Origin of the sequence: Bosea sp. PAMC 26642 (genome assembly GCF_001562255.1) — a bacterium.
In the GTDB taxonomy this organism is placed as follows: Bacteria; Pseudomonadota; Alphaproteobacteria; order Rhizobiales; family Beijerinckiaceae; genus Allobosea.
Genome location: NZ_CP014301.1, coordinates 4,073,271 through 4,090,537 on the forward strand (window position 1 = coordinate 4,073,271; position 17,267 = coordinate 4,090,537).

15 protein-coding genes are annotated in these 17,267 nt (G+C 67.3%); 6 read left to right on the top strand and 9 right to left on the bottom strand.

The genetic code is table 11. The features are described 5' to 3' along the window. Positions 1 to 81: 81 nt before the first annotated feature. Entirely contained in the window at positions 82 to 1,227 is a 1,146-nt protein-coding gene (locus AXW83_RS19630) for an AGE family epimerase/isomerase (RefSeq protein ID WP_066616158.1), read from the top strand. A 49-nt stretch (positions 1,228 to 1,276) separates the two neighbouring features. Here AXW83_RS19630 and AXW83_RS19635 read toward each other — a convergent pair whose 3' ends face one another. From AXW83_RS19635 to AXW83_RS19660, 6 genes are all read right to left on the bottom strand, one after another. Further along, positions 1,277 to 2,305, bottom strand: a complete 1,029-nt coding sequence (locus AXW83_RS19635; RefSeq protein ID WP_066616160.1) for a Gfo/Idh/MocA family protein — start codon at positions 2,303 to 2,305, stop codon at positions 1,277 to 1,279. Then, on the bottom strand, positions 2,302 to 3,330 hold the full coding sequence (locus tag AXW83_RS19640; protein WP_066616162.1) for a Gfo/Idh/MocA family protein: 1,029 nt from the start codon (positions 3,328 to 3,330) through the stop codon (positions 2,302 to 2,304). The genes AXW83_RS19635 and AXW83_RS19640 overlap by 4 nt, the downstream gene beginning before the upstream one ends. Before the next feature lie 16 nt (positions 3,331 to 3,346). Continuing rightward, the gene (locus AXW83_RS19645; protein ID WP_066616164.1) at positions 3,347 to 4,540 is read right to left on the bottom strand and encodes an extracellular solute-binding protein; all 1,194 of its coding nucleotides are present in this window, start codon (positions 4,538 to 4,540) and stop codon (positions 3,347 to 3,349) included. Positions 4,541 to 4,645: 105 nt separating this feature from the next. Next, positions 4,646 to 5,479, bottom strand: coding sequence for an ABC transporter permease (locus tag AXW83_RS19650; RefSeq protein ID WP_066616166.1), 834 nt, complete (start codon positions 5,477 to 5,479; stop codon positions 4,646 to 4,648). Positions 5,480 to 5,484: 5 nt separating this feature from the next. After that, complete coding sequence (locus AXW83_RS19655; protein WP_066616168.1) at positions 5,485 to 6,375, bottom strand: ABC transporter permease; 891 nt, start codon at positions 6,373 to 6,375, stop codon at positions 5,485 to 5,487. Continuing rightward, positions 6,372 to 7,448, bottom strand: a complete 1,077-nt coding sequence (locus AXW83_RS19660) for an ABC transporter ATP-binding protein (protein WP_066616171.1) — start codon at positions 7,446 to 7,448, stop codon at positions 6,372 to 6,374. The genes AXW83_RS19655 and AXW83_RS19660 overlap by 4 nt, the downstream gene beginning before the upstream one ends. A 262-nt stretch (positions 7,449 to 7,710) precedes the next feature. Here AXW83_RS19660 and AXW83_RS19665 point away from each other — a divergent pair, with 262 nt between their 5' ends. Beyond that, on the top strand, positions 7,711 to 8,406 hold the full coding sequence (locus tag AXW83_RS19665; RefSeq protein WP_066616173.1) for a GntR family transcriptional regulator: 696 nt from the start codon (positions 7,711 to 7,713) through the stop codon (positions 8,404 to 8,406). Positions 8,407 to 8,454: 48 nt separating this feature from the next. After that, a complete protein-coding gene (uxuA, locus tag AXW83_RS19670) occupies positions 8,455 to 9,654 on the top strand; it encodes a mannonate dehydratase (RefSeq protein WP_066616174.1) in 1,200 nt (399 codons plus the stop codon). 21 nt (positions 9,655 to 9,675) lie between these two features. On the opposite strand, the gene AXW83_RS19675 is transcribed toward uxuA, so the two are convergent. Beyond that, positions 9,676 to 10,836 (bottom strand): aminotransferase, encoded by a 1,161-nt coding sequence (locus AXW83_RS19675; protein ID WP_066620886.1) that lies wholly within the window; start codon positions 10,834 to 10,836, stop codon positions 9,676 to 9,678. A gap of 269 nt (positions 10,837 to 11,105) precedes the next feature. On the opposite strand from AXW83_RS19675, the gene AXW83_RS19680 reads away from it, so the two are divergent. From AXW83_RS19680 to AXW83_RS19690, 3 genes are all read left to right on the top strand, one after another. Continuing rightward, positions 11,106 to 12,590 carry a cobyric acid synthase gene (locus AXW83_RS19680; RefSeq protein ID WP_066616176.1) on the top strand — a complete coding sequence of 495 codons (1,485 nt, stop codon included), beginning with the start codon at positions 11,106 to 11,108 and terminating at the stop codon, positions 12,588 to 12,590. A gap of 123 nt (positions 12,591 to 12,713) precedes the next feature. Next, on the top strand, positions 12,714 to 13,325 hold the full coding sequence (locus AXW83_RS19685; protein WP_066616178.1) for a TetR/AcrR family transcriptional regulator: 612 nt from the start codon (positions 12,714 to 12,716) through the stop codon (positions 13,323 to 13,325). Between the two features lie 34 nt (positions 13,326 to 13,359). Continuing rightward, positions 13,360 to 15,324 carry a nucleoside-diphosphate sugar epimerase/dehydratase gene (locus tag AXW83_RS19690; RefSeq protein ID WP_066616180.1) on the top strand — a complete coding sequence of 655 codons (1,965 nt, stop codon included), beginning with the start codon at positions 13,360 to 13,362 and terminating at the stop codon, positions 15,322 to 15,324. Here the strand turns inward: AXW83_RS19690 and AXW83_RS19695 are convergent. Together AXW83_RS19695 and AXW83_RS19700 are read right to left on the bottom strand one after the other, a co-directional pair. Next, a complete protein-coding gene (locus AXW83_RS19695; protein ID WP_066616182.1) occupies positions 15,248 to 16,177 on the bottom strand; it encodes an NAD-dependent epimerase/dehydratase family protein in 930 nt (309 codons plus the stop codon). The genes AXW83_RS19690 and AXW83_RS19695 overlap by 77 nt on opposite strands. Beyond that, positions 16,170 to 17,264 (bottom strand): MraY family glycosyltransferase, encoded by a 1,095-nt coding sequence (locus tag AXW83_RS19700; RefSeq protein WP_082767258.1) that lies wholly within the window; start codon positions 17,262 to 17,264, stop codon positions 16,170 to 16,172. The genes AXW83_RS19695 and AXW83_RS19700 overlap by 8 nt, the downstream gene beginning before the upstream one ends. Positions 17,265 to 17,267: the final 3 nt, after the last annotated feature.

Here is a 17,267-nt window from a genome sequence, read left to right on the forward strand (position 1 = left end):
TGCGGTCAGGTATGACCTGCCGTCGATGGCCGCCGCTCCTGATCGAGCGGCGGAATGGGATCGGGCGCAAGGAGCGCGGGAATGGATGGATATGGAGCCGACGCGATCGAGGCCTGGCTGACCGGTACGTTGCTGCCGGGCTGGCTGGCGCGCATTCACGACCCGGCGCAACCGGGTTTTCCCGATCTGGTCGAGGCCGACGGCATGGTCGTCCGAAGCGAGATGCGCAGCACGCTGGTGACGGCGCGGCTCTCCTACGTGTTCAGCCACGCCCATCTTCTGGGGGTCCCTGGCGCGCTGGAGGCCGCACGCCACGGCATGGATTTCCTCTGGACGCGCTGTCGCCGCCCCGATGGGCGTTTCAGCCACCGTTGCACGCCCGAAGGCGAGCCCGTTGACGCAAAGTCCGATTTCTACGACCTCGCCTTCGTCCTGTTCGCGCTCGGCTGGCATGCCCGCGCCAGCGCCGAGCCGGTCTGGCTCGATCGCGCCGAGGAGGTGATGAGCTTCATCGAGACGGATCTCGCCCATCCGGCAGGCGGTTTCGCCGAGGATACGCTCGGCGCGCTTCCGCGTCGGCAGAACCCGCATATGCACCTGCTCGAAGCCTGCCACGCTCTGGCGCAGTCGTCCGGCGACGGGCGCTGGCTCGATCGCGCCGAGGCGCTTGTCCAGTTGATGCAGGCCTATATGCTCGATCACCGCACCGGCTCTCTCGGCGAGTTCTTCGACGAGGATTGGCGACTGGCCGCCGGCCTGCCGGGACAGGTTCGCGAGCCGGGACACCATTACGAATGGACCTGGCTGCTGCATCACCACGACGGGCTGACCGGCACGACGCGGGCGCGCGACGCGGCGCGGACGCTCTACGCCTTCGCCGGGCGCCATCATTGCGAAGGCACGGTGCATCCGGTCGTCAACGAGATCGGCCCCGACGGCGCTATCATCGACGGCGCTGCGCTGCTCTGGCCGCAGACCGAATATCTCAAGGCGCTTGTGGCCCGCATCGAATTCGAGGGGGACGCGGAAGCCGCGTCGCGGCTCGACCCGCATCTCGCGCTGATGTTCGAGCGCTTCGTCGATCGCAAGACCGGGCTCTGGACCAACCGCATCGACGCCGCAGGCGAGTCGGTCGTCGCGCAGGTGCCGGTGCGCGTGCTCTACCATCTGCTGCTGGCGCTGGCGGAGGTGGTGCGGGTCAAGCGGCTGATCGCGGCCAAGACCTGAATGCCGCCTTTCGATCCGCTCGACGCTGCAGGCCCAGCTTGCCATTGCGTCAGCCTTCCGCTTTCGGCGAAGCCGGCCAGCCGGCGGCCTTCAGGATCGCATCGACCAGATGCTGCGAGGCCAGCGCTTCCTCGCCGGTGACGACGGGATCGCGGCCTTCGACGATGGCGTCGAGGAAATCGCCGATCACGGCGCGGTGGGCGTCATGGGGGAAATCCATGATGTTGGCGCCGCTGCCGGTCGATCCCTCGGCCTCGACCACCTCCCAGCGCCCGTCGAGGAAGGCGAGTTCGAGACGCCCGCCGACCAGGGCGGCAAATCCCCTGCTGCCGGTGATCTCGATGCGCTCGGGATGGCCGGGATAGGCCGCGGTCGTGGTGACCAGCGTTGCAGGCGCGCCATTGCCGGTCTCCAGCAGGGCCGAGACGTAGTCCTCGGTCTCCATGCGATGCAGCCCCGTGGTGCGCGCCTGCGCCGCGACCACCTTCGAGACGCCGACCAGCGAGCGAAACAGGTCGAGCGAATGGATCGCCTGCGTCAGCAGCACCCCGCCGCCGTCGCGCTTGAGCGTGCCGCGGCCGGGCTCGTCGTAATAGGCCTGCGGCCGCCACCACGGCACGTGCAGGAACGCGGCTTCGATGCTACCGAGTTCGCCGTCGTCGAGCGCGGTTTTCAGTCTCAGGCTGGCGGGCCGGAAGCGGTGCTGCAGCACGACGGCGAGGATCTTTCCGCTCGCGCGTCCGGCCGCCACCAGTTCCGCACCCCGCGCGCTTGTCAGCTCCAGCGGCTTCTCGACCAGCACGTGCTTGCCGGCTTGGAGACAGCGCCGCGACACATCGAGATGGCTCGAGGGCGGCGTCAGCACGATCGCGGCCTCGATGGTCGGGTCGGCCAGCACCGCGTCGAGATCGGTCGTGGTCGGGAAAGGAAACTCGCGGCCGAAGGCGGCGGCACGCTCGGGCGAACGGCTGACGGCGAAACGCACCTCGGCGCGGTCCTTCAAGTCGAGCAGGCTCTTCGAGTGCGGCAGCGAGGCCGGCCCGAGCCCGATGATGGCGATCCCGATCCTGCGCGTCATGCCTGTGGACTCCCGAGAGATTTTTGCGGCACCCAGGCCGCGCGCGCCTGCGCCTCCAGCGCCAGACGGCAGACGGCAAAGACATGGGACTGGCGCATCGCGCTCTCGCCGCGCGAGCCGATGTCGGCGACGAGGTTGCGGAAATAGGTCAACGGCTCTGTCGAGGCGTCGATATGGCGCGTGCCGTGGCGGTCGACGAGAAAGACGTGGTCGGTGCCCGGCCGCCCGGCGATATCGACATATTTGCGCAGCTCGATCGTGCCTTTGGTGCCCAGGATCGTCAGGCGGCCGTCACCCCATGTCGGCAGCCCGTCGGCGGTGAACCAGTCAACACGGATATAGCCGCCGGCCCGGTCGCTGCGCAGCAGGACCTCGCCGAAATCCTCGAAATCGGGCAGGTCGTTGTCGGCGAAGTGACCGACCGCCGAAGTGACGATCTGCGCCTCGGTCGAACCGGTGAAATGCAGGAACTGGTCGATCTGGTGCGAGGCGATGTCGGTCAGGATGCCGCCATAGGTCGCCTTGTCGAAGAACCAGTCCGGCCGGATGGCGCGGTTGAACCGGTGCGGGCCGAGTCCCACGGTCTGGATCACGCGGCCGATCGTGCCGTCCGCGATCAGCTTGCCGGCGATGAGGGTGGCGGGGACGGTGAAGCGTTCCGAAAAGCAGATCGAGAAGATCCGGCCGGTTTCCGCGACCGCGGCCTCGACCGCAGCAAGCTGGTCGAAACTCGTCACGCCCGGCTTGTCGACCATAACGTCCTTGCCGGCCTGCATCGCCGCGATCGCGATCCCGGCGCGGTCGCAAGGGACGGCTGCGCAGACGATCAGGTCGATCGTGGGATCGTCGAGCAGCGCTTCGCGCTCGCGCGCCACGAGCGCCGGAAAGCGCTCGCGGAAGCCTGCGAGCACGCGCTCGTCGCTGGTTGTCGGATCGAAGCCGGCGCAGTCGGCGCCGGCTTCGATGAGACCGCCCACCATGTGGAAGATGTGGCGGTGGTCCAGCCCTATGGCTGCGAAGCGCATGCTGCTCCGGCTCCTTCTACTTCGGCGCCCCGTGTCCGACGCCGATCTCCTGGTCCCAGCGGCGGAAGGCTGCGACGAGACGTTCCGGTGTCAGCGGCGGGCGGGTCGGGGTCTTGGCGATCAGGTCGTCATACATCGGCCGGCCGTACTCCTTGAGCACGTCGCGGCTCTCCTGCGGCGCCATGGCGAGGGTCACGCCCTTGATCGCCGGGCCTGGGTAGAAATAGCCCTTGTCATAGGTCGCGGCCTGCGCCTCGGGCTTGAGCATGTGGGACATCAGCGCCAGCAGCGCCGGCATCTTGGCCACGTCCGTACCCTTGGGCACGCACATGAACTGCGTGTCGGGGATCCAGTGCGTGTTGGCGAGCACGAAGACCTCGGCCTCCTTCGGCACGATGCCGAGCGCGCGGGGATTGATGTCCCAGCCGAAGGTCGAGACGATGACGTCGCGCGTGCCCTCGCCGAGCTCCTTCATCGTCGGCGTGGTGCCGCCCGGATAGTAGTCGATCCCGGTACCGAGTTCCTTGAGATAGGCCCAGCTCTTGTTCCAGCCGTTCATCGGGTCGGAGGGGTCGGAATCGTTCAGGATGTAGGGAAGGCCCTGCAGGAAGGTCCAGCCGGGGCCGGAATTGACCGGGCGCGCATAGGTGAAGCGCTTAGGGTTCTGCTTGACGTAAGCCAGGAACTCCTCGGCCGTCTTGGGCACCGTCTTGAGGCGATCGGGCGCGTATTCGAACAGCGGGCCCGACGGCGAATAGACCACGGCCACGCCTTCGTTCTGGCCGAAGTTCTTCTGCATCATCAGCGCCTGCTCGTGATAGACCTCCTCGGCCTTGGGCAGCTGCGACGTGTAGCTCTTCCAGACATCGACCCAGAGCCCCTGCTGGACGCCATCCGACATCGCGCCGGGCCCCGTCAGCACGAGGTCGATATCGACGCGGTTGGCCTGCTGCTGCGCCTTCAGCTTCGCCGGCAGCTCCGGCGAGGGCGCGCGCGAAAAGTTCAGCCGTGAGATCAGCTTCGGATTGTCCTTGGCGAATTTTTCGATCGAGGCTTGCGTCAGCTGCAGATTGCCGGCGACGTCGATGATGTTCAGCGCCACCGGCGCAGGCGTGGTCTGGGCGCGCGCGCCGGTCGCATGCAGCGCGGCGAGCCCCGCCACGCCGCCGACGATGTGTCGGCGGGTCGGATGAGATGTCGTATCGGCCATTGTCTTCTCCCTGGGTTGGACCCTCTTTCCGCCGCCCGTGAACGGGTGGCGCCGGGGCCTCGATGATGTCGCGGCCGGCTTTCCGCCGGCCGTAGTCCTATGTCGTCAGCGCCGCCCTCCGCCGCCGACGATCTGCGTCGGGTTGACGAAGCGCAGGGCGATCACGAGCCAGATCAGCGTCGTCGCCATGTAGATCACCGCCATCGCGTCGATGCTCTGCACCGCCCGCACGCCGGCCGCGAAGACGGCGTAGTAGAGCGCCACCACCAGCGTCTGGCTCGTCGGCCCGGCGGTGAGGAAGGTCAGCTCGAACATCGCGATGGTACGAACCAGCACGAGCAGCAGGGCTGCGAGGATGCCGGGCATCAGCAGCGGCAGCAGCACATGGATGAAGAGCTTGAAGGTGTTGGCGCCGAAGACGCGCGCCGCCTGCTCGATCTTGGTGTCGATCTGCTCGATGAAGGGGATCATCACCAGGATGACGAAGGGCACCGTCGGCACGAGATTGGCGAGCACGACGCCCGACATCTGCCCGGCGAGGCCGAGCCTGTAGAGCACCGTCGCCAGCGGGATGCCGAAGGTGATTGGCGGCACCAGAAGCGGCAGCAGGAAGAGCAGCATCACGAGCTTCTTGCCGGGGAACTCGCGCCGCGCCAGCGCATAGGCCGCCGGCACGCCGATCAGGCCCGACAGGGCCACCACCAGGAACACGATCTGGAAGGTGACGCTGAGCACGTCCGAGAGCTGGAACTCCGACCACGCGGCCGTGTACCAGCGTGTCGTCCAGCCGGCCGGGAACCAGGTCCCGAGCCAGCGCGTCGCGAAGGAGCTCGTGATCACCGTCGCGATCATCGCGAGCAGGTTGAGCAGGAAGAAGCCGATGAGCGCCCAGTTGGCGGCGGCCCAAAGCTTCGTCGAAAGGCGGGTATCGGCGACCATCGGCTTCAACCCTTCCCGCCGCCGGCCGGCCCGCGATAGAGCAGCCCGCGCAAACTCAGGACCAGTACGACGATGCTGAGCTGGACCATGCCCATGATCATCGCCACCGCCGAGGCCATCGAGTAGTCGTATTCCTCGAACGCCGCTTGATAGGCCGCGATCGAGATCACCCGCGTCGGACCCGCCGGCGCGCCCAGCAGCACCGCCGAGGGGAAGACCGAGAAGGCCTGCACGAAGCTGAGGCAGAAGGTGATCGCCAGGCCCGGCAGCAGTAGCGGAAACAGGATGGTCTTGAACCGTTCCCACGGCCCTGCGCCCAACGTCGCAGCCGCCTTCTCCAGCGCCGGATCGATGCCCGAGAGATAGGACAGCGTCAGCAGGAAGGTGAAGGGGAAGCCGGTGATCACCAACGAGAGCATCACGCCCCAGTAATTGTGCAGGAGCTTGATCGGCGTCGAGATCAGCCCGAGCGTCATCAGGGTGCGGTTGAACCAGCCCTGCGGGCCGAGATAGGCCAACAGCCCCTGCGCCACGAGCACGGTGCCCAGCGTGATCGGGATCACCAGCAGCGTCGTCAGCAGGCGCTGGTGTTGCAGCAGCCTGACGCGGAAGGCGATCGGCACCGCGAAGACCAGCGTCAGCAGCGTGACAGGCAATGCCAGCCAGAGCGTGGTGGCGATCGTTCCGTACAGGAAGGAATCCGAGAAGAAGCGCGTGTAGTTCGACAGCGCGCCGCCGGCCTTCGGATTGAACGACAGCACCAGCCCGTACAGGAACGGGTAGATGAACAGCAGCAGCAGGAAGATCACGGCGGGCACGACGAGCAGCGTCAGCCCGTCCAGACCGCGTGCCGCGAGCCTCTGCTTCAGCGGGATATCGTCGAAGGCTGCGCTCATGCTGCGGCTCCCGCGAAGACGAGGACGCGATCGGGCGAGGCGCCAAGCGTCACGATCGCGCCCGGATCGAGCTTGTCATGGGCAAGGAAGGACAGATCGGTGCCGTCATCCATCCGGGCGAAGCCGACGAATTCGCGGCCCCGGAACTCGGTCGAGATCACCGTCGCCTTGAGCCCAGGCTCGCCGGCGGCGACGGGGTGCAGGTCTTCCGGCCGGATCGCGACATGGCCCGCGCCGCCCGGCGTCAGTGTGCCGCGGGCGCGCCCGCTGACCGTTGCCGAACTGGCCGTCACCTGCGCCATGCCGCCTTCCGCCGAGGCGATGCGGCCGGCCACGACATTGCGGAAGCCCATGAACTCGGCGACGTCGAGCAGATCGGGCCGCGAGAACAAATCTTCGGGCGTGCCGACCTGACGGACCTCGCCGTCGCGCAGCACGACGATGCGATCGGCCAGCGAGAGGGCCTCTTCCTGGTCGTGCGTCACATAGATCGTGGTCGCGCCGAGCGTGTTGTGGATGCGTCGGATTTCGGCGCGCATTTCGAGGCGGAGTTTCGCGTCGAGGTTTGACAGCGGCTCGTCCATCAGCACCAGCGGCGGCTCGACGACGATGGCCCGCGCGATCGCGACGCGCTGCTGCTGGCCGCCGGAGAGCTGGCCCGGCAGCTTGTCGACCTGGCTCTGCAGCCGGACCAGCGCCACCGCCTCGTCGACACGCTTGTCGATTTCCGCCTTGGGCAGTCCGCGCATCTTCAGCCCGAAGCCGATGTTCCGCCGCACGCTCATATGCGGGAACAGCGCGTAGTTCTGGAACACCATGCCGAAGCCGCGCTCTTCGGGTCGCAGCGGGTCGATGCGCTTCTCGTCGAGCCAGATGCCGCCGCCGGTCGCCGGCAGCAGGCCCGCGATCAGGTTCAGCGTCGTCGACTTGCCGCAGCCGGAGGGGCCGAGCAAAGCGATGAACTCGCCCTTCCTGATCGTTAGCGAGACATCCTTCAGCGCGTTGTGCGTGCCGAAGTCGCGGCTGAGGCGGTCGAGCTTGAGCTCGCGGAAATTGGCGGCGTGTATCGTCATGAAAGCCACAAGGTTGAGGGCAGGCGCAAGCCGCCCGCGTTGAACTGAGGGGAGGCGTCGCGCATGGCTGTCGCCGCGAGCGGCCGGGCGCCTGCATCTGTCCTGTTCGGGATCATCGTCACGTCCTCCCGGTCTGCCGTTTCGTCGGGAACCCGCGCCGGACATCGAGCCCGGCCACATTCCCTGGCGCCTTGCCGTCCACGGACGGTTGACGCTCTGATCGCGGCATTGGTATGGTAGTATACTAATCAGCGAGAACGCAATGACCTTCTCCGCGGTTCGCCAGGGCACCGACCAGATTCACCGTGCCTTGCGCGTCGATATCCTCAGTGCCGCGCTGCTGCCCGGCGCGGCCATGTCGGAGGCGCGCATGGCCCTGCAGTTCGGCGTCAGCCGAACGCCGGTGCGCGAAGCTTTCAAGCGGCTGGTCGAGGAGGGCTTCCTCGTCGTCGTCCCGCAGGTCGGCACCTTCGTTGCGCCGATCGATCTCGCCGCCGTCTATGACAGCCAGTTCGTTCGTGAGACGCTGGAATGCCGCACTGTCGTGCTTGCAGCCCAGAACATCGACGCGGAAGGCAGGATCCGGCTGGACGATCTCGTGGCCCGGCAAGCGGCGGCGATGCAGGCCGGTGATCGCACAACCTTCTTTCGGCTCGACGAGGCGTTCCATGCGCAACTGCTGCAACTCGCTGGGCATCCGTCGGTCTGGAGCATGATCGAATCGGTCAAGGCGCAGCTCGACCGCGTCCGCTGCCTCTCGCTCGAGACGCCGTCCTGGTCGGACATGATCCTGAGCGAGCATCGCACGATCGCGGCCTGCGTCGGTCGCGGCGACGCAAACGGGGCGGAGGCCGCGATGCGCGCGCATCTGCGTACCGTCTTCGACGCGATCCAGAAGATCGCTCAGGCCCATGTCGACGCCTTCGACAAGTCCCGGCTCGTCGCTGGCGGCCACTGAACCGAAAACGCCGGCGCACGCTTCAACCGCGCCGCAGGGAGAGAGACGATGGAAGAAACCTGGCGCTGGTTTGGGCCCAAGGACGCCGTGCAACTGCCGCAGATCCGGCAGACGGGCGCGCGCGGCATCGTCACCTCGCTGCACGACATCCCCTATGGTGAGGTCTGGAGCATTGCCGCGATCGAGGAACGCAAGGCGATCATCGCCGCGGACGCCTCGCTAGGGCTCGAATGGCGCGTGGTGGAGAGCCTGCCGATCCATGAACGGATCAAGCTGAATGAGGGCGACCAGACGGCGCTCTTCGACAATTACCGAACCTCGATGCGCAATCTCGCCGCCTGCGGCGTGAAGACGATCTGCTACAATTTCATGCCGGTGCTCGACTGGACGCGCACGACGCTGGCCCATCCCCTGCCCGGCGGGGGCACGGCGCTGCGCTTCGACATCGTCGAATTCGCCGCCTTCGACTGCTACATGCTGGAACGGCCGGGCGCGGAGGCCGAGTTTTCCGAAGAGACGCTGGTCGCGGCCCGCAACTGGGCGAAGGCGGCGTCGGAATCCGACAAGGCCAAGCTGCTCGCCAACATCATGGCCGGCCTTCCGGGCGCCTATGACCGTTACGACATTCCCGGCTTGCGGCGTATGCTCGACCGCTATCGCGGCGTCACGCGCGAAATCTTGCGCGAGAACCTCGCCCGCTTCCTCCGCGAGATCATCCCGCTCGCCGACGAACTTGGTATGCGCTTCGCCATCCACCCCGACGACCCGCCACGCTCGCTGATGGGCCTGCCTCGCATCGTTTCGGGCGAAGACGACATCGCTTTCGTGCTCGGCGCCATCGACAGCGTCGCCAACGGGCTGACGCTCTGCTCGGGCTCGTTGGGCGCCGGGCCGAAGAACGACGTGCCCGGCATCGCAAGGCGCTTCGCCCACCGCATCCATTTCGCTCATCTGCGCAATGTCGCCAAGGACCCGAACGGCTCCTTCATGGAGGCCGACCATCTCGACGGCGACACCGACATGGTCGCGCTCGTCTCGGTTCTGCTGGAAGAGCAGGAACGCCGTCGGCTCTCGGGCGCCGCGAACTGGCGCATCCCGATGCGCCCGGATCATGGCCATGAACTGCTCGACGACATCGGCAAGCCGACCCATCCCGGCTATCCGGTCATCGGCCGTCTCAAGGGGCTGGCCGAACTGCGCGGCGTGATGCGCGCCGTCTCCGCCGCCAAGGGCTGGCCGCTGTCCTGACAAACCCGGTCGGGGCAGCCGTTAGACCGTCGAGCCGGTCTTTCGCCGCCCCGCCAGCCGCTCCAGCGCACCGTCCAGCGTCGCGTCATGTTTGGCGAAGCAGAAGCGCACCACGGTCCTGACCGCGCCCTCAGCATAGAAGGCGCTGACCGGGATCGCCGCGACGCCGTTTTCCATCACCAGGCGCTGGCAGAAATCGACGTCGTCGCTTTCGCCAAGCGCGGCAATATCGACATTCAGAAAATAGGTGCCGACGCTCGGCAGCACGCTGTAGCCGAGACCTGTCAGCCCATCGGCGAAGCGGTCGCGCGAGCGCTGGAAATCGGCCCGCATCCCCTCGAAGTAGCTGTCGTCTTTCCCGAGCCCGTAGGCCACGGCGGCCTGCAGGTTCGGTGGCGTCGTGAAGGTGATGTACTGGTGCGCCTTGGCCAGGACCTTCATCAGGTTCGGCGCGGCCATCACCAGCCCGACTTTCCAGCCGGTCAGCGAAAAGATCTTGCCGGCCGACGAAATCTTGACCGTGCGCTCGCGCATCCCCGGCCGGCTCAGCATCGGCACATGGCGGCGGCCGTCGAAGACGACGTGCTCCCAGACCTCGTCGCAGATCGCGACGGCGTCATGCTTCACGCAGAACGAGGCGAGCAGGTCGAGATCGGCGTCGCTGAAGATCGTCGCGGTCGGGTTCAGCGGGTTGTTGAACAGAACGACCTTCGTGTTCGGCGAGAATGCTTTTGCCAGTGCCGCCTCGCTCAGCCCGAAATGCGGCGGCGTCAGCGTCACGAATTTCGGTATACCGCCGGCCCGGCGCACCAGCGGCACATAGGCGTCGTACATCGGCTCGAACAGCACGACCTCGTCGCCCGGCGCAATCAGCGCCATCAGCGCGCCGGCGATCGCCTCGGTCGCGCCCGAGGTCACCATGATCTCGCTGTCGGGATCGAGATCGAGCCCCTGCCAGTGCTGGTAATGCACGGCCGTCGCCTGGCGCAGCTCGGGCAGGCCCATCATCGGCGGATACTGGTTCCAGCCGTTGATCACCGCATCGGCCGCCTTGCGCCGGACATCTTCCGGGCCCGGATCGTCGGGAAAGCCCTGTCCGAGATTGATCGCTTCGGTTTCACGCGCGAGACGCGACATCACCTCGAAGACGCTCGTCTGAAGGGAAGAGAAGATCGGGTTCATCGGCAGGGACATGGCTCGGGTTGCGATCGGCCGCCGCTCTATCACGCGAGGCCTTCAAACGCATCCCGGACTTCAGGAACACTCCAGATCGAATATGAAATGATGATTGTTGACATTCGTCATAGGTCAGGATCTAGTGCTTTTGCCGGTTCGCGACGGCTCCTGCGGCGGCTTCGCCCCTTTGACGCTGCGGGACGTCGTCGTGAACCGGTGACCCTTTGGGCGCCGCTGTTGCCCGCTTTGCGGACGCGCCCTAAAGCAGGCGCTGCATGGCCCGCGCCCCCACCCCCGCTTTGATGATCCTCGGAACCGGCTCGAATGTCGGGAAATCGCTCATCGTCGCGGGGCTGTGCCGGCTCTTCGCCGATCGCGGGCTGAAGGTCAGGCCCTTCAAGCCTCAGAACATGTCCAACAACGCGGCCGCGACGCCGGGCGGCGAGATCGGCCGCGCCCAGGCGCTGCAGGCCCGCGCGGCCCGTATCACGCCCCATGTCGACATGAACCCGGTGCTGCTGAAGCCCGAAAGCGAGACCGGCAGCCAGATCGTGCTGCAGGGCCGCGTCGCCGGCCATCTCGCCTCGGGCGATTTCGCCCGGCGCGGCGATTTCCTGCCGAAGGTTCTTGAAAGTTTCGCAAGGCTCGGCGAGGGCGCCGACCTCGTCATCGTCGAGGGGGCGGGCTCGCCGGCCGAGACCAATCTGCGCGCCCGCGACATCGCCAATCTCGGCTTTGCCCGCGCCGCCGGCGTGCCCGCCGTGCTGATCGGCGACATCGACCGCGGCGGCGTCATCGCGAGCCTGGTCGGCACCCATGCCGTGCTCGATGCGGACGACCGCGCCATGATCCGGGCTTTCGCGATCAACCGCTTCCGGGGCGACGTCACGCTGTTTGCGCCCGGCGTCGAGGCCATTGCCCGGGCGACCGGCTGGCCCTGTCTCGGCGTCGTGCCCTGGTTCGCAGCGGCGAACCGTCTTCCCGCCGAGGACGGCCTCGATCTCACGGCTGCGCGGAAACCCGGTGCCCCGCTGAAGATCGCCGTCCCGGTCATGCCCGGCATCGCCAATTTCGACGATCTCGACCCGCTTAAGCTCGAGGCCTCGGTCGATCTCGTCATGGTCCGGCGCGGACAGTCTCTGCCCGGCGACGCCGGCCTCGTCATCCTGCCGGGTTCGAAGACGACGATGCGCGATCTCGCGGTGCTGCGCGACGAGGGCTGGGATATCGACCTGGCCGCCCACCGCCGCCGGGGCGGGCATGTCCTTGGTCTCTGCGGCGGCTACCAGATGCTTGGCCGCGTCGTGCGCGATCCGCTCGGGCTTGAGGGGCCGGCGGGCGAGGTCGCCGGACTGGGCCTGCTCGATGTCGAGACCACGCTCGATCGCGACAAGACGGTCCGTGAGGTCGATGTCGCCCATGCCGCCAGCGCGACGACCGGCCGCGCCTACGAGATCCATCTCGGCCATACCGACGGCCCCGACACGGTCCGGGCGCCGTTTCGGGTCGACCAGCGGGCGGAAGGCGCCGCGAGCCGCGATGGCCATGTTCTTGGCAGCTATCTGCATGGTATTTTCACGTCGAACGCCATCCGGTCCGCTTATCTGGCCCAATTCGCCGGCACCTCGGGCTCGATGCCGAACTACGAAAGCGATATCGAGGCGACGCTGGACGCGTTGGCCGCGCATCTGGCACGGCATCTCGACATCGAGGCGCTGCTCGCTCTCGCGCGGGAACAGCGCCGGCAGCCCATGCGTTAGGCTAACGGAACGACAAGTTTCGACCCTAAAACCTATATCCTGCATGATGTTGACGAGTGACGAAATTCGTCATACGGATCGCTTCCAAGCTTCAGTCGTCGCCAAACCGAACGGGCACCCGCGTTGAGCCATCCAGAGCGCGACACGAGGCAAAGCATCGTCGACACGGCCGAACGGTTCTTCAAGGACATCGGCTACCAGAAGACGACGGTCGCAGACATCGCCAAATCCCTGCGCATGAGCCCCGCCAACGTCTACCGTTTCTTCGACTCCAAGAAGTCGATCAACGAGGCGGTGCTGGCGCGCTACAAGGGCGAAGTCGAGCAGGCCCTGGCGGCGATCGCCGCCGAACCACGCTCCGCCGCGAGCCGGCTGCGCGACATGCTGATCGCCTCCTATCGCATCAACGAGGCGCGCTACGGCGCCCAGCAGCGTATGCACGAGATGGTCTGTGCCGCGATGGAGGAGAGCTGGGACGCGATCCTCGGCCATATCGAGCGCTTCGACGCACTTCTGCGTGGTGTGGTCGCGGACGGTGTCGTGAGTGGGGAGTTCCCCGGCATCGACCCGGTCACGGCGACCCGGTGCGTGCGCATGGCGATGATCCGCTTTCACCACCCCCTGCTGATGGCGCAGTGCGAGCAGATTCCCGGCCCCACGGCCGAGGAGATGGTCGATTTCATTCTGGCCGGCCTGCGGGGGCAGGCCGCATCAGGCTTGACCGCGGCGCGTTGACAAGCCGCCACGGGAGCGGGATACCCCGCCTGCAATGGCCAGATTCACCAAGCAGAACGGCAAGAAGTTCGCCGTCATCGTGCATGACCTCTTGGTCACGGCGCTGGCGATCTGGCTCGTCTTCGTCATCCGGTTCGAGGGCTTCCAGCTCCAGGAGCGGCTGCGTATTCTGCCGAGCTTTCTGCCGCTGTTCGTCGTCTACGCCGGCTGCGTCTACTGGCTCTTCTCGCTCTACCGCTCGAAATGGCGCTTCGCCTCGCTGCCGGATCTGTCGAACATCGTCCGTTCCGTCAGCATCCTGACGCTGACGCTGCTGGTGATCGACTACGTCATCGTCGCGCCGACGCTCTACGGCAACTACTTCTTCGGCAAGATCACGGTGGCGCTCTACTGGCTCGTGCAGACCGCGCTGCTGGGCGGGCCGCGCCTGGCCTATCGCTACTTCAAATACTCTCGTTCCAAGCATCACGCGGTTCGCGATGCGGCGCTGCCGGCCCTGATTCTCGGCCGAGGCGTCGAGGTCGAGATGGCGATCCGCGCCATGGAGACCGGCACGACGCGCAAGCTGCGTCCGGCCGGCATCCTGACCCCCCGCATCGACGATCTCGGCCAGTCGATCCGTGGCGTGCCGGTGCTCGGCCTGCTGCACGAGATCGAGACGATCGTGCTCGACGCCGCCGAGCGGGGCGAGCCGTTCCGCCGCATCGTCGCGACCGCGAGTGCGCTGCAGCCCGAGGCCGAGCCCGACAAATGGCTGGCGCGCACCCGCAAGCTCGCTCTGCCGATCTCGCGCATCGACACGCTCGGCGAAGGCGCGCGCGACACCGAACTTGCGCCGCTGGAGATCGAGGACTTGCTGGTCCGGCCATCCGTCAGGATCGACCGTGAGCGGCTGGGTGCGTTTCTGAAGGGCAAGCGCGTCATCGTCACCGGCGGCGGCGGCTCGATCGGCTCCGAAATCTGCCTGCGCTGCGCCGCCTTCGGAGCGGCCGAACTGCTGGTGGTCGAGAGCTCAGAACCCGCCCTCTTTCAGATCACCGAACTGCTCTCGATCCACGATCACGGCATGGCGGTCTCGGGCGCGCTGGCCGATGTGCGGGATCGCGCCCGCATCACGCCCCTCTTCACCGCCTTCGCGCCCGACATCGTCATCCATGCCGCTGCGCTGAAGCACGTTCCCTATCTGGAAGCTGACTGGAGCGAGGGCATCAAGACCAACGTCTTCGGCTCGGTCAACGTCACCGATGCGGCGATCGCCGCCGGCGCCAAGATCTTCGTGCTGATCTCGACCGACAAGGCGATCGAGCCCGTCTCGATGCTGGGCGCGACCAAGCGCTTCGCCGAGATGTACGCGCAGTCGCGCGACGCCGAATTCGTCGCCGCGACCGCCGGCATGCGGCTCGTGGCGGTGCGCTTCGGCAACGTGCTCGGCTCGGTCGGCTCGGTCGTGCCGAAATTCAAGGCGCAGATCGAGCGCGGTGGGCCGATCACCGTCACCGACCCGGAGATGATCCGCTATTTCATGACCATCCGCGAGGCCTGCGACCTCGTGCTGACCGCTGCCTCCCACGCCCGCGACGACGGTCCCGAGGCCGAGCGGGCGGCCGTCTACGTCCTCAAGATGGGCCAGCCGGTCAGGATCATGGATCTGGCGGAGCGCATGATCCGGCTCGCCGGTTTCGAGCCCGGCCTCGACATCGAGATCGCGATCACCGGCGTCCGCCCTGGCGAGCGGCTGAACGAGATCCTGTTCGCCCATGACGAACCCATGGCCGAGACCGGGCTCGACGGCGTCATGGCGGCAAAACCCGTCTTCGCCGGCCGCGCCAGGATGCAGGCCTGGCTCGCGCAGCTCGACGGCGCCGTGAAGGCGGACCGGCGCGAGGCGGCGGAAGCCGTGCTCGACGAGGCGATTCCCGATTTCAGCCGGCGCCAGCCGGCGCGGCCATCCGCGCCAGAGCCGCTTTCGTCGCGACCGGCGGTCGCCAGCCGGCCCTGAGCAGAGCATCGGGCCGCGCCACCAGCCCGCCGCTGAGCTTTGAGAAGGCTTCGTCCTTCCTGGCCAAGCGTGCCAGCATTCGCAGCCAGTTTGCCGGCACCGGGATCAGCCCCGGTCCGCGCCCCGCGCCCGCCCGCATCGCCGCGATCATCTCGGCGACGCTGATCGTCTCCGCATCCGCGACGATATAGGCAGCTCGCGCCGGACAGGCCGGAGTCAGCGCGAAGACGACGGCCTCGGCCAGATTCTCGACCGCCAGCAGCGAGCGCGGCGCGGCGAGCCCGCCCAGCGGCAGGGGCAGGGGCAGCCGTGCCAGCCGCAGCAGCGCCGCCATATTGGCCTTTACGCCCGGCCCATAAACCAGCACCGGCCGCAGGCTCACCCAGTCGAGATCGTGCGCCGCCAGTCCTTGCTCCGCCGCGAGCTTGGAGCGGCCATAGGCATCGTCGGGCGCGGGCGTCGCCGTCTCGTCGAGCGGAGCGCCGTCGAAGGCCCCCGTCAGGGCCTTGATCGAGGACAGGTTGACGAAGCGGTGAACGCCGGCGGTCCGGGCGGCATCGGCGAGTTCCAGCGTGGCGTCCGTATTGATGCGTCGGTACAAATCCTCATTGAGCCCCGGCCCGGCATGGGCGAGCCCCGCCATGTGGACGACGTGATCAACACCGTCGAGGGCCGCCGACCAGTCGATAGGCCGCGCGAGATCGCCCGTCGCCACCGTCTCGACGCCGTCCTGCACCGGCGCCGCCCGCCGTTGTGCCACGCGCAAACGATAGCCCTCGGCAAGGAGACGGGACACGACATGGGGGCCGATGAAGCCGCTCGCCCCGGTCACGAGGATACGGGCCTCATCCACGATGCGGACGCTTTCGCGAGAAGCGGCGCAGCAGAAGCGCGGTCAGGAGCAGGGCCGCCAGCAGGCACGCTGCCTGTACCCAGACCAGATTCCAGACGATGCTCGCCGCCGCGAGCCCGACCAGCAGGATGTTCAGGCCGGCGACCGGCCCGACGATTTCGCCGACGCTGAATCCGTTCGTGGTCGCCTGCTGGTAGAAATGGCTGCGATGCGCTTCCCAGACGCGTTCCCGCCGCGCCAGCCGGCGCAGCAGCGTCAGCGTGGCGTCCGTGACATGATAGAGCGGCAGGATAAGCGCCGCCGCGAGTGCATCCGTTCCCGCCAGCCGATAGAGCAGAAAGGCGGCGAGCAGCCCGAGCGGCAGCGAGCCGACATCGCCGAGAAAGAGCCGCGCCACCGGCCGGTTGAACGGAGCAAAGCCGATCAGCCCGCCGCATAGCGCTGCCGCAAGCCAGCCGCTCGCCGGGTCAAGGAGGCCGAGCGCGCCCGCCAGCGCCAGCGCCCCGCTCAGCGGCACAAGCCCTGCGACGGTGATCCAGTCGATCCCATCCATGAAATTGACGAGGTTGACGAACCAGACCCCGGCGAGCAGCGCCAGCATCCGTTCCAGCCAGAGCGGCATCGTCTCGGGAAACAGCCGCAGCCCGGGCGCCGCATAGGCCAGTACCAGCCAGACGCAGGCCCCTTGCAGCATGAGCCTGAGGGAAGCTGGAAGCGGCCTGATATCGTCGAAGGCGCCGACCGCCGCCAGCAGAACGGACGCCGCCATCACCACGAACAGCCCTTCGCGCGCCGGCACGGGAGCGAACAGGACGGCCAGCCCCAATGCCAGGAAGGCACCGGCAAGCACGGCGATCCCACCCCCCTGAGGCGTCGGCTCGCGATGGCTGGAGCGCGCATTGGGCCGCGCCAGGGCGTAGCGCACGAGCAGCGGGCGCAGCAAGACGCACAGCAGCGCGGCGCTGCCGGCGGCAATGAGCGCGATCAGAAGGGGGGCAAGAAAGGCGTCCAAGGCGGCGGCACCATAATCGAGCCGGCGCAAATGCCTAGTGGGCACATCGAGGCGCAATTCTGCCGGGCTTGCCATGCC